Source organism: Acidobacteriota bacterium (assembly GCA_038040445.1).
Classification (GTDB): domain Bacteria; phylum Acidobacteriota; class Blastocatellia; order UBA7656; family UBA7656; genus Onstottus_A; species Onstottus_A frigus.
Window position 1 is genome coordinate 431,275 of the sequence record JBBPIG010000001.1, and the last position, 16,017, is coordinate 447,291.

The 16,017-nt window shown below is 54.4% G+C and carries 17 protein-coding genes, 1 tRNA gene and 2 pseudogenes; 9 read left to right on the top strand and 11 right to left on the bottom strand.

Going from position 1 to position 16,017, the window contains the following annotated elements:
- Positions 1-23: 23 nt before the first annotated feature.
- Together thiS and AABO57_01905 are read right to left on the bottom strand one after the other, a co-directional pair.
- Positions 24-242 (bottom strand): sulfur carrier protein ThiS, encoded by a 219-nt coding sequence (gene thiS, locus AABO57_01900; protein ID MEK6284478.1) that lies wholly within the window; start codon positions 240-242, stop codon positions 24-26.
- A 23-nt stretch (positions 243-265) separates the two neighbouring features.
- Entirely contained in the window at positions 266-1,126 is an 861-nt protein-coding gene (locus AABO57_01905) for a hypothetical protein (protein MEK6284479.1), read from the bottom strand.
- A 94-nt stretch (positions 1,127-1,220) separates the two neighbouring features.
- Between AABO57_01905 and AABO57_01910 the strand changes: the two genes are divergently transcribed.
- Both AABO57_01910 and AABO57_01915 read left to right on the top strand, forming a co-directional pair.
- Entirely contained in the window at positions 1,221-1,655 is a 435-nt protein-coding gene (locus AABO57_01910; GenBank protein MEK6284480.1) for a hypothetical protein, read from the top strand.
- A 665-nt stretch (positions 1,656-2,320) separates the two neighbouring features.
- Positions 2,321-3,010, top strand: a complete 690-nt coding sequence (locus AABO57_01915; protein MEK6284481.1) for an LON peptidase substrate-binding domain-containing protein — start codon at positions 2,321-2,323, stop codon at positions 3,008-3,010.
- 6 nt (positions 3,011-3,016) lie between these two features.
- On the opposite strand, the gene AABO57_01920 is transcribed toward AABO57_01915, so the two are convergent.
- From AABO57_01920 to AABO57_01930, 3 genes are read right to left on the bottom strand one after another with little or no spacing between them, the layout of a single operon-like run.
- The gene (locus tag AABO57_01920; protein MEK6284482.1) at positions 3,017-4,021 is read right to left on the bottom strand and encodes a M28 family peptidase; all 1,005 of its coding nucleotides are present in this window, start codon (positions 4,019-4,021) and stop codon (positions 3,017-3,019) included.
- Between the two features lie 29 nt (positions 4,022-4,050).
- Positions 4,051-4,386: a hypothetical protein gene (locus AABO57_01925; GenBank protein MEK6284483.1), complete on the bottom strand. Its 336-nt coding sequence runs from the start codon at positions 4,384-4,386 to the stop codon at positions 4,051-4,053.
- A 33-nt stretch (positions 4,387-4,419) separates the two neighbouring features.
- Complete coding sequence (locus AABO57_01930; GenBank protein MEK6284484.1) at positions 4,420-4,698, bottom strand: hypothetical protein; 279 nt, start codon at positions 4,696-4,698, stop codon at positions 4,420-4,422.
- Between the two features lie 737 nt (positions 4,699-5,435).
- Here AABO57_01930 and AABO57_01935 point away from each other — a divergent pair.
- Positions 5,436-6,299, top strand: a pseudogene (locus AABO57_01935) (O-antigen ligase family protein).
- Positions 6,300-6,489: 190 nt separating this feature from the next.
- On the opposite strand, the gene AABO57_01940 reads toward AABO57_01935, so the two are convergent.
- The 3 genes from AABO57_01940 to AABO57_01950 form a co-directional block, all read right to left on the bottom strand.
- Positions 6,490-7,794 carry a glycosyltransferase family 87 protein gene (locus AABO57_01940; protein MEK6284485.1) on the bottom strand — a complete coding sequence of 435 codons (1,305 nt, stop codon included), beginning with the start codon at positions 7,792-7,794 and terminating at the stop codon, positions 6,490-6,492.
- Between the two features lie 191 nt (positions 7,795-7,985).
- Positions 7,986-8,067 (bottom strand) — tRNA-Ser (locus AABO57_01945).
- Positions 8,068-8,210: 143 nt separating this feature from the next.
- Positions 8,211-8,717, bottom strand: a complete 507-nt coding sequence (locus tag AABO57_01950; GenBank protein ID MEK6284486.1) for an SRPBCC family protein — start codon at positions 8,715-8,717, stop codon at positions 8,211-8,213.
- A gap of 11 nt (positions 8,718-8,728) precedes the next feature.
- Between AABO57_01950 and AABO57_01955 the strand changes: the two are divergent.
- The 5 genes and pseudogenes from AABO57_01955 (at position 8,729) to AABO57_01975 (ending at position 13,289) form a co-directional block, all read left to right on the top strand.
- A pseudogene (locus AABO57_01955) lies at positions 8,729-9,028 on the top strand (2Fe-2S iron-sulfur cluster-binding protein).
- Positions 9,028-11,394: an aerobic carbon-monoxide dehydrogenase large subunit gene (locus AABO57_01960; GenBank protein ID MEK6284487.1), complete on the top strand. Its 2,367-nt coding sequence runs from the start codon at positions 9,028-9,030 to the stop codon at positions 11,392-11,394. Before AABO57_01955 ends, AABO57_01960 begins: the two are co-directional and overlap by 1 nt.
- A 48-nt stretch (positions 11,395-11,442) precedes the next feature.
- Entirely contained in the window at positions 11,443-12,027 is a 585-nt protein-coding gene (locus AABO57_01965; protein ID MEK6284488.1) for a hypothetical protein, read from the top strand.
- A complete protein-coding gene (locus tag AABO57_01970; protein MEK6284489.1) occupies positions 12,024-12,212 on the top strand; it encodes a type II toxin-antitoxin system PemK/MazF family toxin in 189 nt (62 codons plus the stop codon). Before AABO57_01965 ends, AABO57_01970 begins: the two co-directional genes overlap by 4 nt.
- Positions 12,213-12,224: 12 nt before the next feature.
- The gene (locus tag AABO57_01975; GenBank protein MEK6284490.1) at positions 12,225-13,289 is read left to right on the top strand and encodes a hypothetical protein; all 1,065 of its coding nucleotides are present in this window, start codon (positions 12,225-12,227) and stop codon (positions 13,287-13,289) included.
- A gap of 15 nt (positions 13,290-13,304) precedes the next feature.
- Here the strand turns inward: AABO57_01975 and AABO57_01980 are convergent, their stop codons facing one another.
- The 3 genes from AABO57_01980 to AABO57_01990 form a co-directional block, all read right to left on the bottom strand.
- Complete coding sequence (locus tag AABO57_01980; GenBank protein ID MEK6284491.1) at positions 13,305-13,493, bottom strand: hypothetical protein; 189 nt, start codon at positions 13,491-13,493, stop codon at positions 13,305-13,307.
- Between the two features lie 30 nt (positions 13,494-13,523).
- Positions 13,524-14,030: a hypothetical protein gene (locus AABO57_01985; protein ID MEK6284492.1), complete on the bottom strand. Its 507-nt coding sequence runs from the start codon at positions 14,028-14,030 to the stop codon at positions 13,524-13,526.
- 781 nt (positions 14,031-14,811) lie between these two features.
- On the bottom strand, positions 14,812-15,762 hold the full coding sequence (locus AABO57_01990; protein ID MEK6284493.1) for an IS1595 family transposase: 951 nt from the start codon (positions 15,760-15,762) through the stop codon (positions 14,812-14,814).
- On the opposite strand from AABO57_01990, the gene AABO57_01995 reads away from it, so the two are divergent.
- Positions 15,718-16,014: a type II toxin-antitoxin system PemK/MazF family toxin gene (locus tag AABO57_01995; GenBank protein ID MEK6284494.1), complete on the top strand. Its 297-nt coding sequence runs from the start codon at positions 15,718-15,720 to the stop codon at positions 16,012-16,014. The two genes, AABO57_01990 and AABO57_01995, sit on opposite strands and share 45 nt — an antisense overlap.
- Positions 16,015-16,017 lie beyond the last annotated feature (3 nt).

Here is a 16,017-nt window from a genome sequence, read left to right on the forward strand (position 1 = left end):
AAGCACGAGCCCACGGTCGCGCATCACGCCTCACAAGTCCCTTGCCCTCCCCCTACAAAATGCACGATTTCTACTCTGTCACCTTCGCGGATCGTTGTCGAGCCCCAGGCGGCGCGGCGAACGATCGTTTTATTCAATTCAACGGCTACTCGTTCCGGGTTCAGGCCAAGAGACTTGATTAGCTCACCGATGCCGGAGCCTTCAGCCATAGCGGTTTGATTTCCATTAACGATGACGGTCAACTGAACCTTCCGGCGGCGCGCATTCACGCTCTTCGAATCAAGTTCTTGAGCTCCCCGCGGCTAGCGCCGGCCTGCGCCTCAATCACTATCGCCGCTGTTCCCGCAGTGAAGGCGGGGAGAGTCAGGCTGAAACTAGCAACGCCATCCCCGCCTACGCGCCCGATGAACACTTGTGGCTTGAAGGCCGTACCTATGATCTTCACAGTTACGGTAGCATCAAAGTTGGGCCTTGCCTCCTGAGTAACCTGAACTCTAAGACCGATGTTTTTGCCTGCTATGAAAACCTCTGGCGTCAGCACCTTTACATCGAGTTTCGCCTGACCGGCGCCGCGCTTCACGTAATCCTCGAGAACCTGGTCGAGGTTCAACCCGGCGGTGTCGCCGCGGCCTGAACTCGCAGGAGCGTTAGCTTGCAGCCTGCCCGCGATTTGCGCCGGCGTTCGATCATGCGGCGATGGCTCAATCGACGCCGCGGCCAGCGGCACCGCCGCGTCGTTTGTGCGGATTCGCTTCGAGGGATCTGACAGGCGATCAGGCTGATCATCCGCCGGCTTCCGGGCCGGTTGTTTCTCATTGGACTCGCTACGCGCTTGTTGCTTTCGCGTATGCTGAACCAGGTCCTCAATTCTTCCAGCCTTGATGGCCGCGATGATCAACTGATGTTGGCGCTTGAGCAACGAAGCAATCGCTTCCTGGTCGGCGCCTTCGTCCAATCTTTGAGTGTAAGGAGTCAGCTTCGTTGCGACGATTGTACCGCCAATGTAGATCAGCGACTCAAGAATTGGATTATCTGTACCGCGATCCTCCGTCTGAACATGATAGACGTGCCCTTCGTGCCGAACGTCAGTGTTGAAGCCCGTTATCATCTTCGTCGAAACTAACATAGCACATTTTTACAGTCAATAATCCCGCCTGCCCGGTACTGTCCCAATGTGTGTTGCTGCCGTCGATGGGGCCAATTCCGAAAGGAGAGCGGCGGTGTCCTATCATAGTGTTGCTGGTTTGGTTGCTCCTTTACACGGTCTACCGTTAGGCTGTAGCGGCGATGAACCGTCTATTAGGCTGAAGGAGCCGCCGTTGACCGTTATAGCAGCAATGTTCGAGGGTGAGCACTCGATTTTGATGGGAGCCGATAGCGAATCGACCAGTTCGGCGTTACAGCTTCGCTTTCAGCTCGACAAGAAGATTGCTACTCATCCAAGTGCGCCCCTGGCTTGGGGCGTTGCGGGGAACGGAACGATAGCTGACCGTTTAGGCGAATGGTTGCCGGGCTACAGATGGCCACCTAAAGACCTGATCACGTTTCAAGATGAAGTTAGCCACAAAGCTTGCGGAATTAAACAGAGAGCAAAAGAGCGCGAGTTGAATTATCAGGAAGCTCACCGACGGATGACGATGTTGGCACAGCGCTAGTGGCCTGTTGGCTAGACGCGCCGTGTTTGTTTTTTGTAAACGATCGGGGCATACCTAGCACGATCTACAAGGAATACCGTTTCCAAGCTATCGGCAGCGGCGCTAAGATTGCCGAGATTGCCTTTGTAGCCATAAGCGTCGCCTTCGCTAATGCGAAAATAGCAATCCCGGACCTGAGATTGTTTTCCAACGTGCTCTTTATTAGCGCATCAATGGCGCTAGGATGTGCGCCCACGAGTTCGCGGCGTCTATAGGAAGGATTGTGCTCACGGCACCCAGGACCGGGCTACGATTAGGACAATTAGTACCGGGCCAATAATATTGCAACCGGGTAATGTAGTCAACAAACAAATACTGCGTAGGAAGAAAAGTTTCCCCTTGAGGTCAGCTGCTGATCGCTCAAGCCGACTTGAGAAGCCTCCTGACTGAAGGCAGAAGGCTTGATGATCCAGGCCCTGATTATCCCAGGCGTAAATGCGCTGGGCTAGGGGAAAAGGCTTTTCAGCATAGGAGTTCGCCAACCTTTCGCGTCAGACCGTCCGAAGTGCCCCGCTTTGACGAAGGGCGGTGCGGGTGACAGGTACCCATGCGCGGCACACCCAGTCCGCCGTGCTGGTCAGTCCACGTCAACAGTCATTGCGTCGACGTGTTACAATTCCAGCATTGTGCCGGAGAGTCTCGAAGAACTTGAATCAATAGCCGTCTTTCCGCTTGCGACGGTCCTGTTTCCCGGAGCGCTTCTGCCCTTGCACATCTTCGAGGACCGCTACCTTAAGATGTTCCGCTACGCAATCGAGAACGGCGGAGTGTTTGGGCTGTCCTACCGCAGCGACTCCGCGATCGGGCGCGAGACTCCTCCGGACACGGGCAGCGTGGGATGTGTTGCGAAGATCAACGCCGTCGTCCCGCTTGAGGGAGGCAGGATGAACATCATCTCCACAGGCCTGGTCCGCTATAGAGTCCTGGGATTGCTACAGTCAACGCCCTTCATCATCGCGAGGATTGAGCCGGTCACCGATGATCTCGAACCTGGTGAAGACTTGAATCGGATTTTCGACGACATCGTGGAAATCTGCAGGAAATTCCTGGTGGCGGCTCAGGCGCTCGACGAACCGAATGCTCCGGGCAATCAGGAGCTACCCGAAGGGCCCGAAGCCTTCTCTTTGTTGGTGGCGTCAGCTTTGCCAATCGACAACGATGCAAAGCAGACATTCCTTGAAATGACCTCTACGAGACTACGTCTCAGCCGGCTGAGGCCTTACGTAACCTCTGCATTTGCAGATTACCGCGATCGAATAGAGGTTCAGCAAATGGCGAAAGGAAATGGGCACGGACGAATGCGCAGCGAGCATTGAACGTCGCTAGTTGGGGACGGGCTTCGCCGCTGAGATGGGAGGCTTCTTCAGGTGTCTGAAGATCTCAGGAAGTGCTCGGATGACCGCATCGCCGACGACTTTTATGCTATCGCCGCTGATCTTATCGAGCGTATCAAGATTGGTGTGCCAGTAAGAATGCCCCGGGCCATAGTTGAAATCAATCAGGTCAATGACCGGAACGCCGGCGTCCTTAAAGGGCAGGTGATCGTCCGAAATGTACTGCTCGCTATTCAGGAATTGTTTTTGATAGCCAAGTGCGTGGGCTGCCTTCCAGACCGCGTCAACCATCCACGGAGTTGACTCGCCCTCTCGCTTGATGTCGAGATCCTTGTCGCCGATCATATCAAACAGCACAAGCGCCTTGACCAGGCTTAGCGTGCCATCAGCTTTTAACTTTGATGCAAGATGGCGGCTGCCGTATGTGTTGTCTTTGCCGTCCATCGCGCTCCAATCAACCACTGCTTCCTCGCCGTCGAACAGGACGAACCACAACGTGTATTCAGGGGTCGTCTTTGACAACACACGGGCGGTTTCGAGGACCGCTGCGGCGCTGGAGCCACCATCGTTAGCACCGACAAAACCGCTTTGTAGTTTCGTATCGTAGTGCCCGGTGATCAAAACGAGGTCCGGTTTTTGCCCGCGCAGCTCGCCGATGATGTTCTTCATCGCCACCGTACCGCGCGGCGTTTCGGCAGTGAAGTTGTCTTCGCTAACTTTCAGGCCGAAGCTCTTCAGTTCTTTCTCGACATAATCCTGAGCCTTCTTGATGGCCTCTGATCCAGAGGGACGAGGACCAATCGCCACCAGCCTCTTGACATGTTCATACGCGCGACCTGCGTCGAAGTCAGCGTCCTTATCCGGCCTCGATCGAACAACGTCGGGCCCGGCAGTCTTGCTTGATTGAGAAAGGCAACCGATTGGAGCAGTGAAAACCAGGGCCAAAGAAATCGCGGTAGCGGTTATTCCACTAACTCGTGAGCTGTTGAGCATCAGTTTGCTCCGATTCGCGCGGGCAGAAGCTAGATGAATTTGAGTTGAGCCAGGTTCTTCGGCAATCTGTCGTCCGAACCTGATAGTCCGGCTGACCTAATTCCTATTCGGTGCTCTGCAGCCAGTTGCTCAAGGGTCACACGTTCAGACTTGATGAACGTAACATCCCGCAAATTCACCACAGTTATTTCGTTGCACACGCTGGGATTCTGGCAGGAGAACGAACTTATCACCGCGTACTTTGTTTCTGGAGCGATGACCCGCGAATCTAAAGGATCGGCCATCACTTGCTGCAGCGTCTCACCATTGGTGAATCGAACAATGAGCCTGAAGAGCGGGTCACGCAGTTGTAAACTTTCACTCATAGGACACCCTCACATAGCTGGTTTATGAACAAGTCAACTCGTAGTGGTGCTCCCACCTGCGCCCGCCGTTGCTGAAGCGGACGGCTCAGAGCGCGCGCAACTCCTGGCTAACTCATCCACTGCGTTCGATGCCGCGCTGACAACGCTGTCGACTACATCCCCAAGCATATCGAGTTCGATTCGGATTAGCGTCGAAAACTTCTCCTCAAAAGGCAACGCGGAGAATGCTTGCCTGATATCATCAGCCGCGTTGCGCGCGTTGGCTCCGGAGCCCGGTACGCTCTCTCCACTCTCATTTTTAGATCCGGCCATGCTTGTTTACCTCCGACAAGAGCTTCACCGCCACAGCAAGGATGCGGTTGGGCAGTGATTTCAGGCTACAACAAAGGAATATGCGGGTCAAGCTTGACGCCTCACCCCGATTGAAGCGTTGGATCACAGGTTTGATGTCGCGCAAGATAGAGATGCTCAACATGAGACGGCATTGATTTGTGGCTCTACCGCGTCATAAAATGTGGCCTTCTCCTACTGTTGATTTGCCTGTTTGCTATGAATGCCACTGCCGAGGTTCAAGAGTCTTGTTAGAAAACACCGCTGACGGCCCGCAGTTTCAAAACAGCCAGCGAGTTCCCGGTCCTTCTAAACGCCTCTTTGGAAGCTTAGTCGGCGCGTTGAAAAGCAACCTGGTTTCTGACGCATCGCCGCGCGGCCGGCGGGTCTTTGTCATCACTCAATGGGTGATCTCGCTTTCGTTGGTGATGTACGCGATATTCGCTCCTCACTCGATTGCGGTCACTCAGGGCGCTTATCTTCTCGGACTGGCAGCGTGGGGCGTTCAACTCTTCGCAACTCGAAACCTGAGCCATAGGAGAACGCGCGTTGACATCGCGCTGTTTGGATTCTTCGCCTGCTGCGTTGTCTCGTCTTTCTTATCCTATGATCCACTGGTGAGCATCAAGGGTTTGAAGAGCCCGGCGTTCTTCCTGGCGTTCTATTTCGTAAGCAGCAACGTCAAGAGCATCCGCTTCGCCAGTTTCCTCGCTCTGGCAATGATAGTGTCGTGCCTGGTGAACGTCGGGTACAGCGGCGTGAAGCTGGGGATCGGGCGCGGGCTTCAAATCGACAGTATCCAACCTGATAGTCCGTTTGCCAATGAGACCATTAACGTCGGAGACGTAATACTCGAGGCCGATGACAAGGCGATCAACTCGCAAGAGGATCTGACCCGGATCATTGACTCACAGCGCGGCCGCTTGCGAATCAAGCTTCAAAGAAAGGAAGCGATAGCCCAAACCGTGATTCCGAGACAAGCGATAAAGGAATCCAGGGGCGAGGGCTTCGAGCGGCTGGGTATAACCACGTCGCCCGGCAGAAATTTTCGCATCGCGGGATTCTACAGCCACTATGAGACTTACGCCGAAGTGCTCCAGCTCATCGCGGCGCTCGCCATAGGCCTGCTGATCGCAACTCCGAACAAGAGATCCGGAACGGCATTGTTTCTGAGCACTGTGATCCCGCTCCTTGCGGTCACTCTGATACTCACCTCAACGCGCGCGACACTGGCAGGATTGTCGATTGGCGTCGCAGTTATGGCGCTGGCTAGCAGCAGCCGTCGTGTTGTCGTTATGGCGATCGCGAGCGTTGTCATCATACTTCCATTGGCCCTCGTTGCTGTCGAGCATGCGCGGGGCATATCCGTGTTCGATCCGGAAGAAGGAAGCACCGCTTATAGGCTGGAAGTCTGGCGCGAAGCGTTTGGTATTATCAAGGACAATCCACTGGTCGGCATAGGCAAGGGTAGCGAGGCTAAGCTCAAGGAGAGCCTGGGGCTCTACGACGACGGCAAATTGCCGCCAGGTCACTTTCACTCGACACCGGTTCAAATAGCGGTGTGGTGGGGTCTGCTTGGACTCATTCTCTATTGCGCAGTCATGACTATTTTTGTTCGGGAGCTTTGGCGGTTGATCAAGATGGTCAAACGGGACTCGCGATGGCAACTCCGCGGAATCGCCTTGGGAGGACTAGGCGCCGTGGCGGCGTTCAGTGTAAGTTCGCTGGCGCACTTCAATTTTGGAGACGGGGAAGTTGTTATGGCATTCTGGCTCATGACAGGGCTTGCGTTTGCGGTTCGCCGGATTGCGCTCGAAGTGCGCGATGCCGAGACACCAGTGCATACACCAGCGCCGTCACTAGCAGACAGTTCACAAAGAAGTCGAACCCGAGAACAAGCAGCAGCCTTTGAACCGAGCGTCCGGGCAGCAAGGGCAAAACAGAATTGATGAACGCCACGACGAGCAGAGTCCGCATTGCGAATCTACCCTCGCGGGCATTGCGGTCAACGGCCAGGCTCGCCAGACATGCAACCGGCCAAAGCAACCCGATGAAATAGATCTTCGACGTAAGCGGACCTGCCAATAACATCAAGCAAATCATCACCGCTAATTCTTGAGATAAGAGTCCGCTTTGCATAGCCGGCTCAGAATCGTCACGATGGACGCCAGGAGTTGAAATACGCGATTCACGCCACACCAGAAGAAGAACCCCGGCGAATAATCCGGCGGCGATGACCGCCCAGGCTACATCTACCTTGTCTCGAGGCAGTGATGCGAAGTTGATAGCCGGATACTGAGCGTCGAAATCCACTCTCTGCGAATAGTCCACTGTCGACAGATAACGCCGCAGTTGCCCCTTCAACGAAAGGTTTATCGGCCCGTTGTCCTCATGAAACTCCTGGCTGGCGACAACATGGTGGTACCAAGACCTGAGCAACTCAGTATTGCCACGAAAGCCAAAGTACAGGGATGGCGCTACATTGATCGCTATTAAGAACACGCCAACAGCGGCGAGCAGCTTCCAGCGCCGCTTCACGGCGAAGTACGGCAGGAGCAGGACCGGCGTTAGCTTGATGGTAATGGCCAATGCCATCAGCGCCGCGGCCGCCACATCCTTCTTCCGAAGAAAACAATACAGCGACGCGAACAAGAAAAACGTTGCCAGCAAATGCGCATTCCCATAGTGCAGCGCCATCACAAAGTGCTGACTCACAGCGAGCGCCACGACGAGCCATAACATCTTTGACAGGCGAAGCGCCGGAAACGTTCGGCTGATTATCAGGACGCACCCGGCGATCTCCAACACTGAAAGCACGTACCAGATGTACGCGGCGACTGAGTATGGAAGGACCCACAGAGGCGCCAGCGCGACGAGGAAAAACGGGGGATACCTGTAGTCCATCACCCGGCCCAGCGCGAAGTCGGGCGAGTAAAGATCGGCACGACCGTTAAGGAGTGAGCGGCCCGCAGCGTAGTAGACCGGAAAATCTATCAAGTTGCGCACAAAGAGAAAGCCTAGAAGCGCGATCACAACTGAGCACGCCAGCATGAGAAGAATGCGTGAGGCCTTTGTCATTCCCGAGTCAGGATATCTACTGCGCCAGCAGTAGTAAAGTTGCCTGAGCCGGTTCCCCCGAACCGCAAAGCTTTCGCATGCGGAAACACGATCTGCCCGGTACTGTCTTAGGTTCAGACTCCCAGCGTCTAAGTACCCTATGATGCCCGGGTATTATTGCGCGCGTCAGGTTTTCGCGCATCACCTCTGACCGAGACTAGCGGGACTCGAACCCGCACGGCCTTTTGGGCCAGAGGATTTCAAGTCCTCTGGCGCCTGCCATTCCGCCACCCCGGCGTATCTTTGTCGTGAACAAGTTACATGATGCTTTTCAGCAATCGCCGCTGGTAGTGTGGCGGATACTGAGCGGGTAGGCTCCGTTTTTGCTGCTGTTTCCGCGTTAAGGTCCTGCGTAAGCGCGCCCAGCGCCCTCTTGTTCAGTTTGCTTGTTTTCCAAACAAACGCATGAATGAGCGCACGACCACCGCCCATAAGGCGCGTAGTGCGAGCGGGACCGCGCTTACAGCTTCGGTTTCAGTGCGAGGTTCTTCGACAGCTTGGGGTTCCTCGGTAACCTCGAGGTGTTGTTTGACACACGCCGCGAATTGACGGAACAGTTGTCTGGAGACCTCCTCGATCATTCCCCGTCCGAACTGAACGATCTTTCCGACGATGTCCACTTCGGCTTCGACAATCACCTGCGAAGCTCCATTTGATAGAGATGTGATCTTGCTTAGCATCGTGAGCTTTGCCGAACCTCCCCCACTTGCTTCGCGGCCCTCACCGACAAGACGAACCACCCGAGCCTGTTCGTCCAGCTCGGTGAACTTCACAACGCCCTTGTATGACATCGCGACGGGGCCGACCTTCACTTTCACAGCGCCAAGATATGATTGATCGTCGCGCGATTCCAGCAACTCAGCTCCTGGCAAACAGACCGCCACTCTCGCCGGGATGCACCGTGTTCGCAATCCAAGCCGACGGCCGTGAGCTGCTCACAGTCGAGGGGCTCGAGCAGGACGGCAAACTCCATCCTCTTCAAGAAGGATTCTTTCAAGAGCACGGTTTGCAGTGCGGCTTCTGCACGCCCGGGATGCTGATGACCGGCTATGCGTTTCTCAAGAGCAGTACCGATCCGACAGAAGACGAGATTCGCCACGCAATCTCCGGAAATCTTTGCCGATGTACCGGGTACGTCAACATCGTGAAGGCATATCAACACGCGGCGCAGAAGATGCGAGAAGGAGGTGCATAATGGAGCCAAGGACTTCACCAGAAATCGGCGGGATGGGCCATTCGGTCAAACGGAAGGAGGACCCGCGATTCATTCGAGGCCAGGGGACCTATGTCGACGATGTTGTGCTGCCCGATATGCTTTACCTGGACATCGTCCGCAGTCCATACGCGCACGCGACCATCAAGAGCATCGACACGTCAAAGGCGCTGGCGATCCCGGGCGTGGTGGCGGTTATTACGGGCAAGGATCTCGCGCAGTACAACCTCCACTGGATGCCAACACTGATGTCCGATACGCAGATGGTTCTGCCTGTGGACAAGGTGATGTATCAGGCTCAAGAAGTCGCGGCGGTGCTCGCGACGACCCGGTACATCGCGGCCGACGGAATTGATGCCGTCGAAGTTGACTATGATCCTCTGCCGGTCGTCGTCGATCCAAAGAAAGCGCTCCTGCCTGATGCGCCTGTTCTTCGAACCGACAAGGAGGGCAAGAAAGATAATCACATCTGGCATTGGGAGTGGGGCGACAGGGCTGCGACCGACAAGACGTTTCAAGACGCCGAAGTGACGGTAAAAGAAGATATCTACATCCCGCGGATTCACGTCTCGTCGATCGAGACCTGCGGCTGCGTCGCGCATTTCAACAAGGTGACCGGCAAGCTGGTCGTCTGGATGACGACCCAAGCGCCACACGCGATTCGCACCGTGTTTGCTCTGGTCGCCGGGCACGTCGGACTTGCCGAGCACAAGATTCAAATCATCTCGCCGGACATCGGCGGCGGGTTCGGCGGCAAGGTCCCGGTGTACCCCGGCTACGTGATTGCCGTCGCCGCGTCAGTGCTCACCGGCAAGCCGGTCAAATGGATCGAGGACCGGATGGAGAATCTGCAGGCAGATTCGTTCGCGCGTGACTATCATATAACCGCCGAGCTGGCCGGTAAGAAAGACGGCACGATGACCGGGATTCGAATCAAAACCATCGCCGATCACGGTTACACCGACGCGGCGGCAAACCCCTCGAAGTTTCCGGCGGGGCTGTTTCACATCTGCACCGGCTCCTACGACCTGAAAGCCGCGCACGTTGAAGTCGATGGCGTGTACACCAACAAGCCGCCGGGTGGCATCGCTTACCGGTGCTCGTTCCGGGTCACCGAAGCCGTGCACACCATCGAGCGCATGGCCGACATCATGGCTCACCAGATCGGGATGGATCCCGCCGAGTTCCGCTTGAAGAATTTCATCAAACCGGAACAGTTCCCTTACAAGTCCGCGCTCGGCTGGGAGTACGACAGCGGGAACTACGCCGGCGCTTTGAAGCTCGCGATGGAGAGAGTTGGATACGACGATCTCCGAAAAGAACAAACCGAGAAACGCGCGCGCGGCGAGTTGATGGGAATTGGCATTTCGAGCTTCACCGAGATCGTCGGGGCAGGTCCGTCGAAGGACTTCGACATTCTCGGGATAAAGATGTTCGACAGCGCCGAGATTCGCATCCATCCTACGGGCAAGGTGATCGCGCGATTCGGCACCAAGTCGCAGGGGCAGGGACACGAGACGACCTACGCGCAGATCGTCGCTGAGGAGCTTGGCATTCCAGTCGCCGACATCGCGGTCGAAGAGGGCGACACCGACACGGCGCCTTACGGGCTTGGCACTTATGCGAGCCGCAGCACGCCTGTTGCCGGCGCAGCTTGCGCAATGGCGGCGCGCAAAATCAGAGACAAAGCGAAAAAGATCGCAGCGTATTTGCTCGAGGCTCATGAGGATGACCTCGAGTGGGAGCCGGGCAAGTTCTCTGTCAAAGGCTCGCCCGATCGCGCAAAGACGATTCAGGAGATTTCGCTTGCGGCTTACACGAATCATCCCCCGGGAATGGAGGCGGGACTCGAGGCCGTCGATTACTACGACCCACCGAATCTCACCTATCCGTTCGGGAGCTACATCTGTGTGGTGGACATCGATAAGGGAACCGGCGAAGTGAAGGTGCGCCGTTTCATGGCAGTGGACGACTGCGGCAACATCATCAATCCGATGATCGTGGAGGGGCAGATTCACGGCGGACTAACGATGGGCCTGGCGCCGGCGATGTACGAAGAGATTCAGTACGACGAGAGCGGCAACAATTTGAACGGCAGCTTTATGAATTATCTGGTGCCGACTGCAGTTGAGACGCCCAATTGGGAAACGGGTAAGACCTGCACTCCGTCGCCGCATCATCCACTCGGCGCGAAGGGCGTCGGCGAGTCAGCAACCGCCGGGGCTCCCCCAGCGATCGTGAATGCGGTGGTTGACGCGTTGTGGCATCTGGGTGTGAGGCACATCGATATTCCGATAACTCCGGCAAAGGTGTGGAAGCTTTTGAGGGAGAAGGGTGTGACGGAGTAAGATCAGTGAGAGACGGCAAAGAAGCTTAGCGTAAGGGGAGCAAGTTGTATGGTTGATATTGTTACGCTTGTCAACGCGACAAACATTTCCAAAGCGATAAACCTGCTCAAGTGGATGGACAAGGATCGAGTTGCGCGCTGCGGAGAAGAACCGGCGAGGTTGCTAGACAATGGGCCCGCGGAGCCGCTGTGGTTGAACGGCGACTCGCGTTACGAGTACCAAAGACCAGACGTCGATACCCTCTGTGAACTCGACTTTCTTCGGCGTGAGATCAAGGAAGGAGAGTTTGTTACTGAGATTAAGTTGACTGACAAGGCTGATCGTCTCGTAGAAGCACTTTATGCGAGGGAGGCCGACAAGGCTGATCTAGCCGGACACCGACTCGATTGGATCGTGGTGGCGCACGAGCAGGTTTTCATGGACGAGGGTGCAACTCCTCCAAATCTCAGGGCTCTGATGGGTGAGGAATGGAATGCCGGAGATAGGATCGTCATCACCTGTCACAGTCCGGAACATGCTCTAGTTTGTCGTCTTCCGCTCGCCTTGGCGGAGAACGACCCAATGTTCGTCGCTGATCTGGAGGAAGTAAAGGAGGATTTCAAGTATGCCGACGCGGAGGTGGACGCGCAGTGAGTGTCGAACGATGGAGTATCTGGAAGGCGAATCTGGATCCGGTCATCGGCTCGGAGCAAGGTCGAGTTCGCCCAGTGCTAGTAATTAGCGAAACTATGAATAATGATCTTCTGCGTGTGGTGAACGTTCTTCCGATAACCTCTCGCAAGGGTGATAATATATTTGACTCAGTTTACGCCCCGTGATAGGCTCGGGGAATGTCGGTCGAACCTCGCCAGTCCCAGCAGAGCCTATCACAAAAGCTATCAAGGCTTGCAGACAGCAACCTCTTTTGGGGCGGAGGTGTGGCTGTGGCTCTAGCGGGTTACGCTTTTGAGTTAGGTTCTGCGCCAAAAGCCTCCGTGGTCTTGTTGGTGCTTGCTTGGCTGATGATCACAATATCGGTTTGCAGACATGATTTCTTTGAGGGGAAGCAGAAGCCTCTAAAGCTGGTGGGCAACAGTTTTCTTTCGGGACTACTGGCGGCTGTGCTAGCGGTTGCTTGGATAGCGTTACGTGCGCAAGGCCAATCCGAGAGCCTGCTAGAAAAGTACATCGGGACAGTTTGGCCGTATCTAGAATGGGTCGCAGTCCGATCATATCAATACCTAATTGGATTCCTGATTGCATTTCTTTCAATCGGCGTTGTAAGACTGTGGAAACGTCGCAAGCGGCGACAAGAAGCAAACGTAGTCAGGCGACTTAGTGCGCTAGGATCACAAGCAAAGGGCTGGCTTGACCATGCCAGAGATCGCGAAATTGCACGCCAGCGATATAGCATTCTCGCGGGTAAGATAGGCAACGAAATAGGGTCAATAGCAAGGACCGCAGACGCTGCCGCTAAAAGCTTCGGTCGCGCTAAAGATGTTCCCGGCATGGATAGGGCCGCGTCTGAAGCCGCAACGCGCTTGCATAAACACGCCGATAAACTAGAAAGTACCGCGCAAGAGTTTGAAAGTATTACAAGCCTGTGGATTGATAGTAATGCGGAGTTTGTTAAGTGGTCCACGGGTGCGGGGCGGTCCGCAGATTCAATTGCGCTTGAACGCAATCAATATGCTGAGATGCTCACCAGGACGGATGCGTCTCTCGCTTCGCTCAAGACCTTTCGCAATACACAAATCGGAATACAGGGCATCTCGCAAGAACTCAACGCAGCGGCTGGTAGGCTGATCGTGACCTTAGATAAGATTGACGGTCTTATGACAAAAAGCCGAGATCATTGGCAGCGAGCTATTGAGATATTGAATGCTGCTACGCCGACAGATGAGACGAAGCAATAAGCCGGGTCGAGAATCTTATCCTTTGGATGGCTTGGTCCGTATCGGTCTTAACGCCGCTTTCCGTTCCGCAATTCGCTTCTTATGATACTCAGCTTGTTTCTGATCGATCTCTTCTTTAGGAACGTTCACAAGTTTACGGGCGAAGTCTACGAAGCGTTCGGCTTCGGATTGACCATCTGAACTGGCGTCGGCCTTTTGTTTCATTAGAATGGTTCCTTACTTCCTCACTCAATGTTAGAAGGGTTCTTTTTGGGCTTTGGCCAATTCAACCGCATGTGCAAAGGCCGCTTTCATTCGCTCGCCCATCTGTTTATCGACAAATAGAAGATAGAATTCGTCTGTCTCGTAGACATCTACGCTTGGTCGGCTAACGCCTAAATGAAGCGTAAATTTTCGTTTGGTATGTAATAAAACTTTCCACTTAGGATGTTTACTGTCTGGGGGATTCAAGGTCACGGTTTCAACGTCCTTTAATGGAATCGTGCCAAACGAGGACATAGTAATATCGCTGCCAGAAATCTCAATCAGATTCCAAGCTGCGTAAACATTTAGACCGTCAAACTTGATTCTAGCCTTTGGATTGTGAATGTCGCAGGTTTTCGTAATCCAGTCGGTTGTCTCGGCTAGAGTCGGCTCTGGGGGCTTCTCTTGCGCGATTGCAGCAACGGCAAACATGCAGCAGCAAACAGCGGAAACCAGATAGCGGTTCATATTGCGTTGCGTTTTGCACTCGGTTTTCATGGTCTGATTGTACCACAGAGGACGGTCTGCAAAGAGAACAACCGGCGCGCGAAAATCCAATTAGGACACACAGGATAAAGAAGCGACATGGACAGGCCGCAGTATCCAGCATATCAAGAGGGCGAATGGATTGCGCCTAAACGCCGTGGCTACCGGCTTGGCTGCTGTGACTGTGGCCTTGTGCATCGCATTAACTTTCGCCTAGTAAGAGACGGTCGCGGCACGACGATTATATTTCAGGCTTTCCGCGATGGTAAAGCAACGGGTGCGCTGCGGAGAAAGTTAAGTGCAAGATAATTCAGATGCGACTGGTCGTGTGGGGCGGATTGGTTACCGCCCCTCTAGAAGTTATCACCTGCCGATTCTTACGCGTTCCTTTTCGGTGGTCTTCTTGTGTTTCAGCGCATACGCTTTCGTGCAGAGCCGTCCATTATCTGAACGGCGGTAGATGATCTTCATTTTCACTGCCATTGGAGTTCTCCTGGTGGGACCGCGTGAAAGGAGTGGACGTTCGGGTTGGCCTTATGCTACGATGCCGTTGCATCGAAACATAACACCGGGGCCGCAAAGATTCTTTCCCGCGATCACCAATCACAGAATGAATCTAGCGGCCCTTCCCCTTTTCTACAACAAGGCCATTTTTATCACAAACTTAGCCCGGTTACAATATTGTTTTCGGAGCGAACCGAAAATTCCTCGAAAGTTTGGACACAGCGAAACCGCTACTAATAGTGTTTGGATTGGGAAACGGAAGGCAAAACCGCAAGAGCCAAATAGATTATTACCCTAACTTCCCGGTCAACTGTTTGTAGGTCAGTCTGCGGCCAACAATCAAGCGAGAGATGGCTAAGAATCGAATTTGGTCCGTCACCTTGCGATTGTTGAATCTGAATGATTGCTCATCGAGGTAGCGAAACAAATGGAACGGCTCGATACTGATATACGTGCCCTTGATGCACCGCTTCAAAAGACACCAGAAGTTCTCAAGACCGTTTGTATGAATTTGACCATCAACATATTTTTCGGCATGGTCAACGACCTGATGAATGTATTCGTCCATTCCTTCGTAGGAACCAAGCGCGTCCGTGAATAGGAAGGAGCCTTGTTCAACGTCGTCTCTGACTGCTTTCTGAATCGTTTCCTTGCGGCGGCTTGGAATTACCTTGCATCGCACGTCGCCGCCGTGTCTCTCAAGCAATCCCATGACCGCGACCTTACCGACGAATCCGGTCTTGGTTCCGATCTTCTCCGCTCGCTTGTGCTTGTGCATGAATCTGGCCGCGCCGCCGATGAACGTCTCATCAGCTTCAACCTGTTGGCCTTCGCCGCCCAACTTCTCAAAGGTTCCCGTTTGCATCGCGAGTCTAATTCTGTGCATCAAGAACCAAGCGGACTTCTGAGTTATGCCAAGGCCGCGATGGATTTCATAAGAGCTAATGCCGTTCTTTGCGCCGCCGATCATCCAGATAGCGGCCATCCACTTGTCGAGGCCGATGGGCGAATCTTCCATCAAGGTTCCGAGCTTGACCGTGAACATTTTCTTGCAGGCTTTGCACTGCCACGTCCGGCGGGTAGAAATGAACGTGTAGGCGTCACACGCGCAACGCGGGCACGTGATGCCGTTCGGCCATCGCAGAGTGATCATGAAGTTCAGCGCGTTGTCTGGATTCGCAAAGTAAACGATTGCTTGCTGAAGCGTTTTTGGGAAGGCATTCTGTGTCTGTGTTTCCATACTCAGGATTGTCTCACAGATGGCTTACTGTGTCAAGTATATTATTACCCTCGCAAGGCGGCCCGCCGTATTCATCCGAACGAATCGTTGATCCCAAGCGGCGCGGGTGGCTTAACAGTAGACTCAGTTGTTCTGTGCTATCAGATCAAGACGCTCGATAGACAACGACTGGCTCGAATGTATGGCACGCTCAACGATACGGCGCGGCGCGACGAGGTTCTGAAGGCGCTGCGTTATCAGCTAGGAATTTGACCG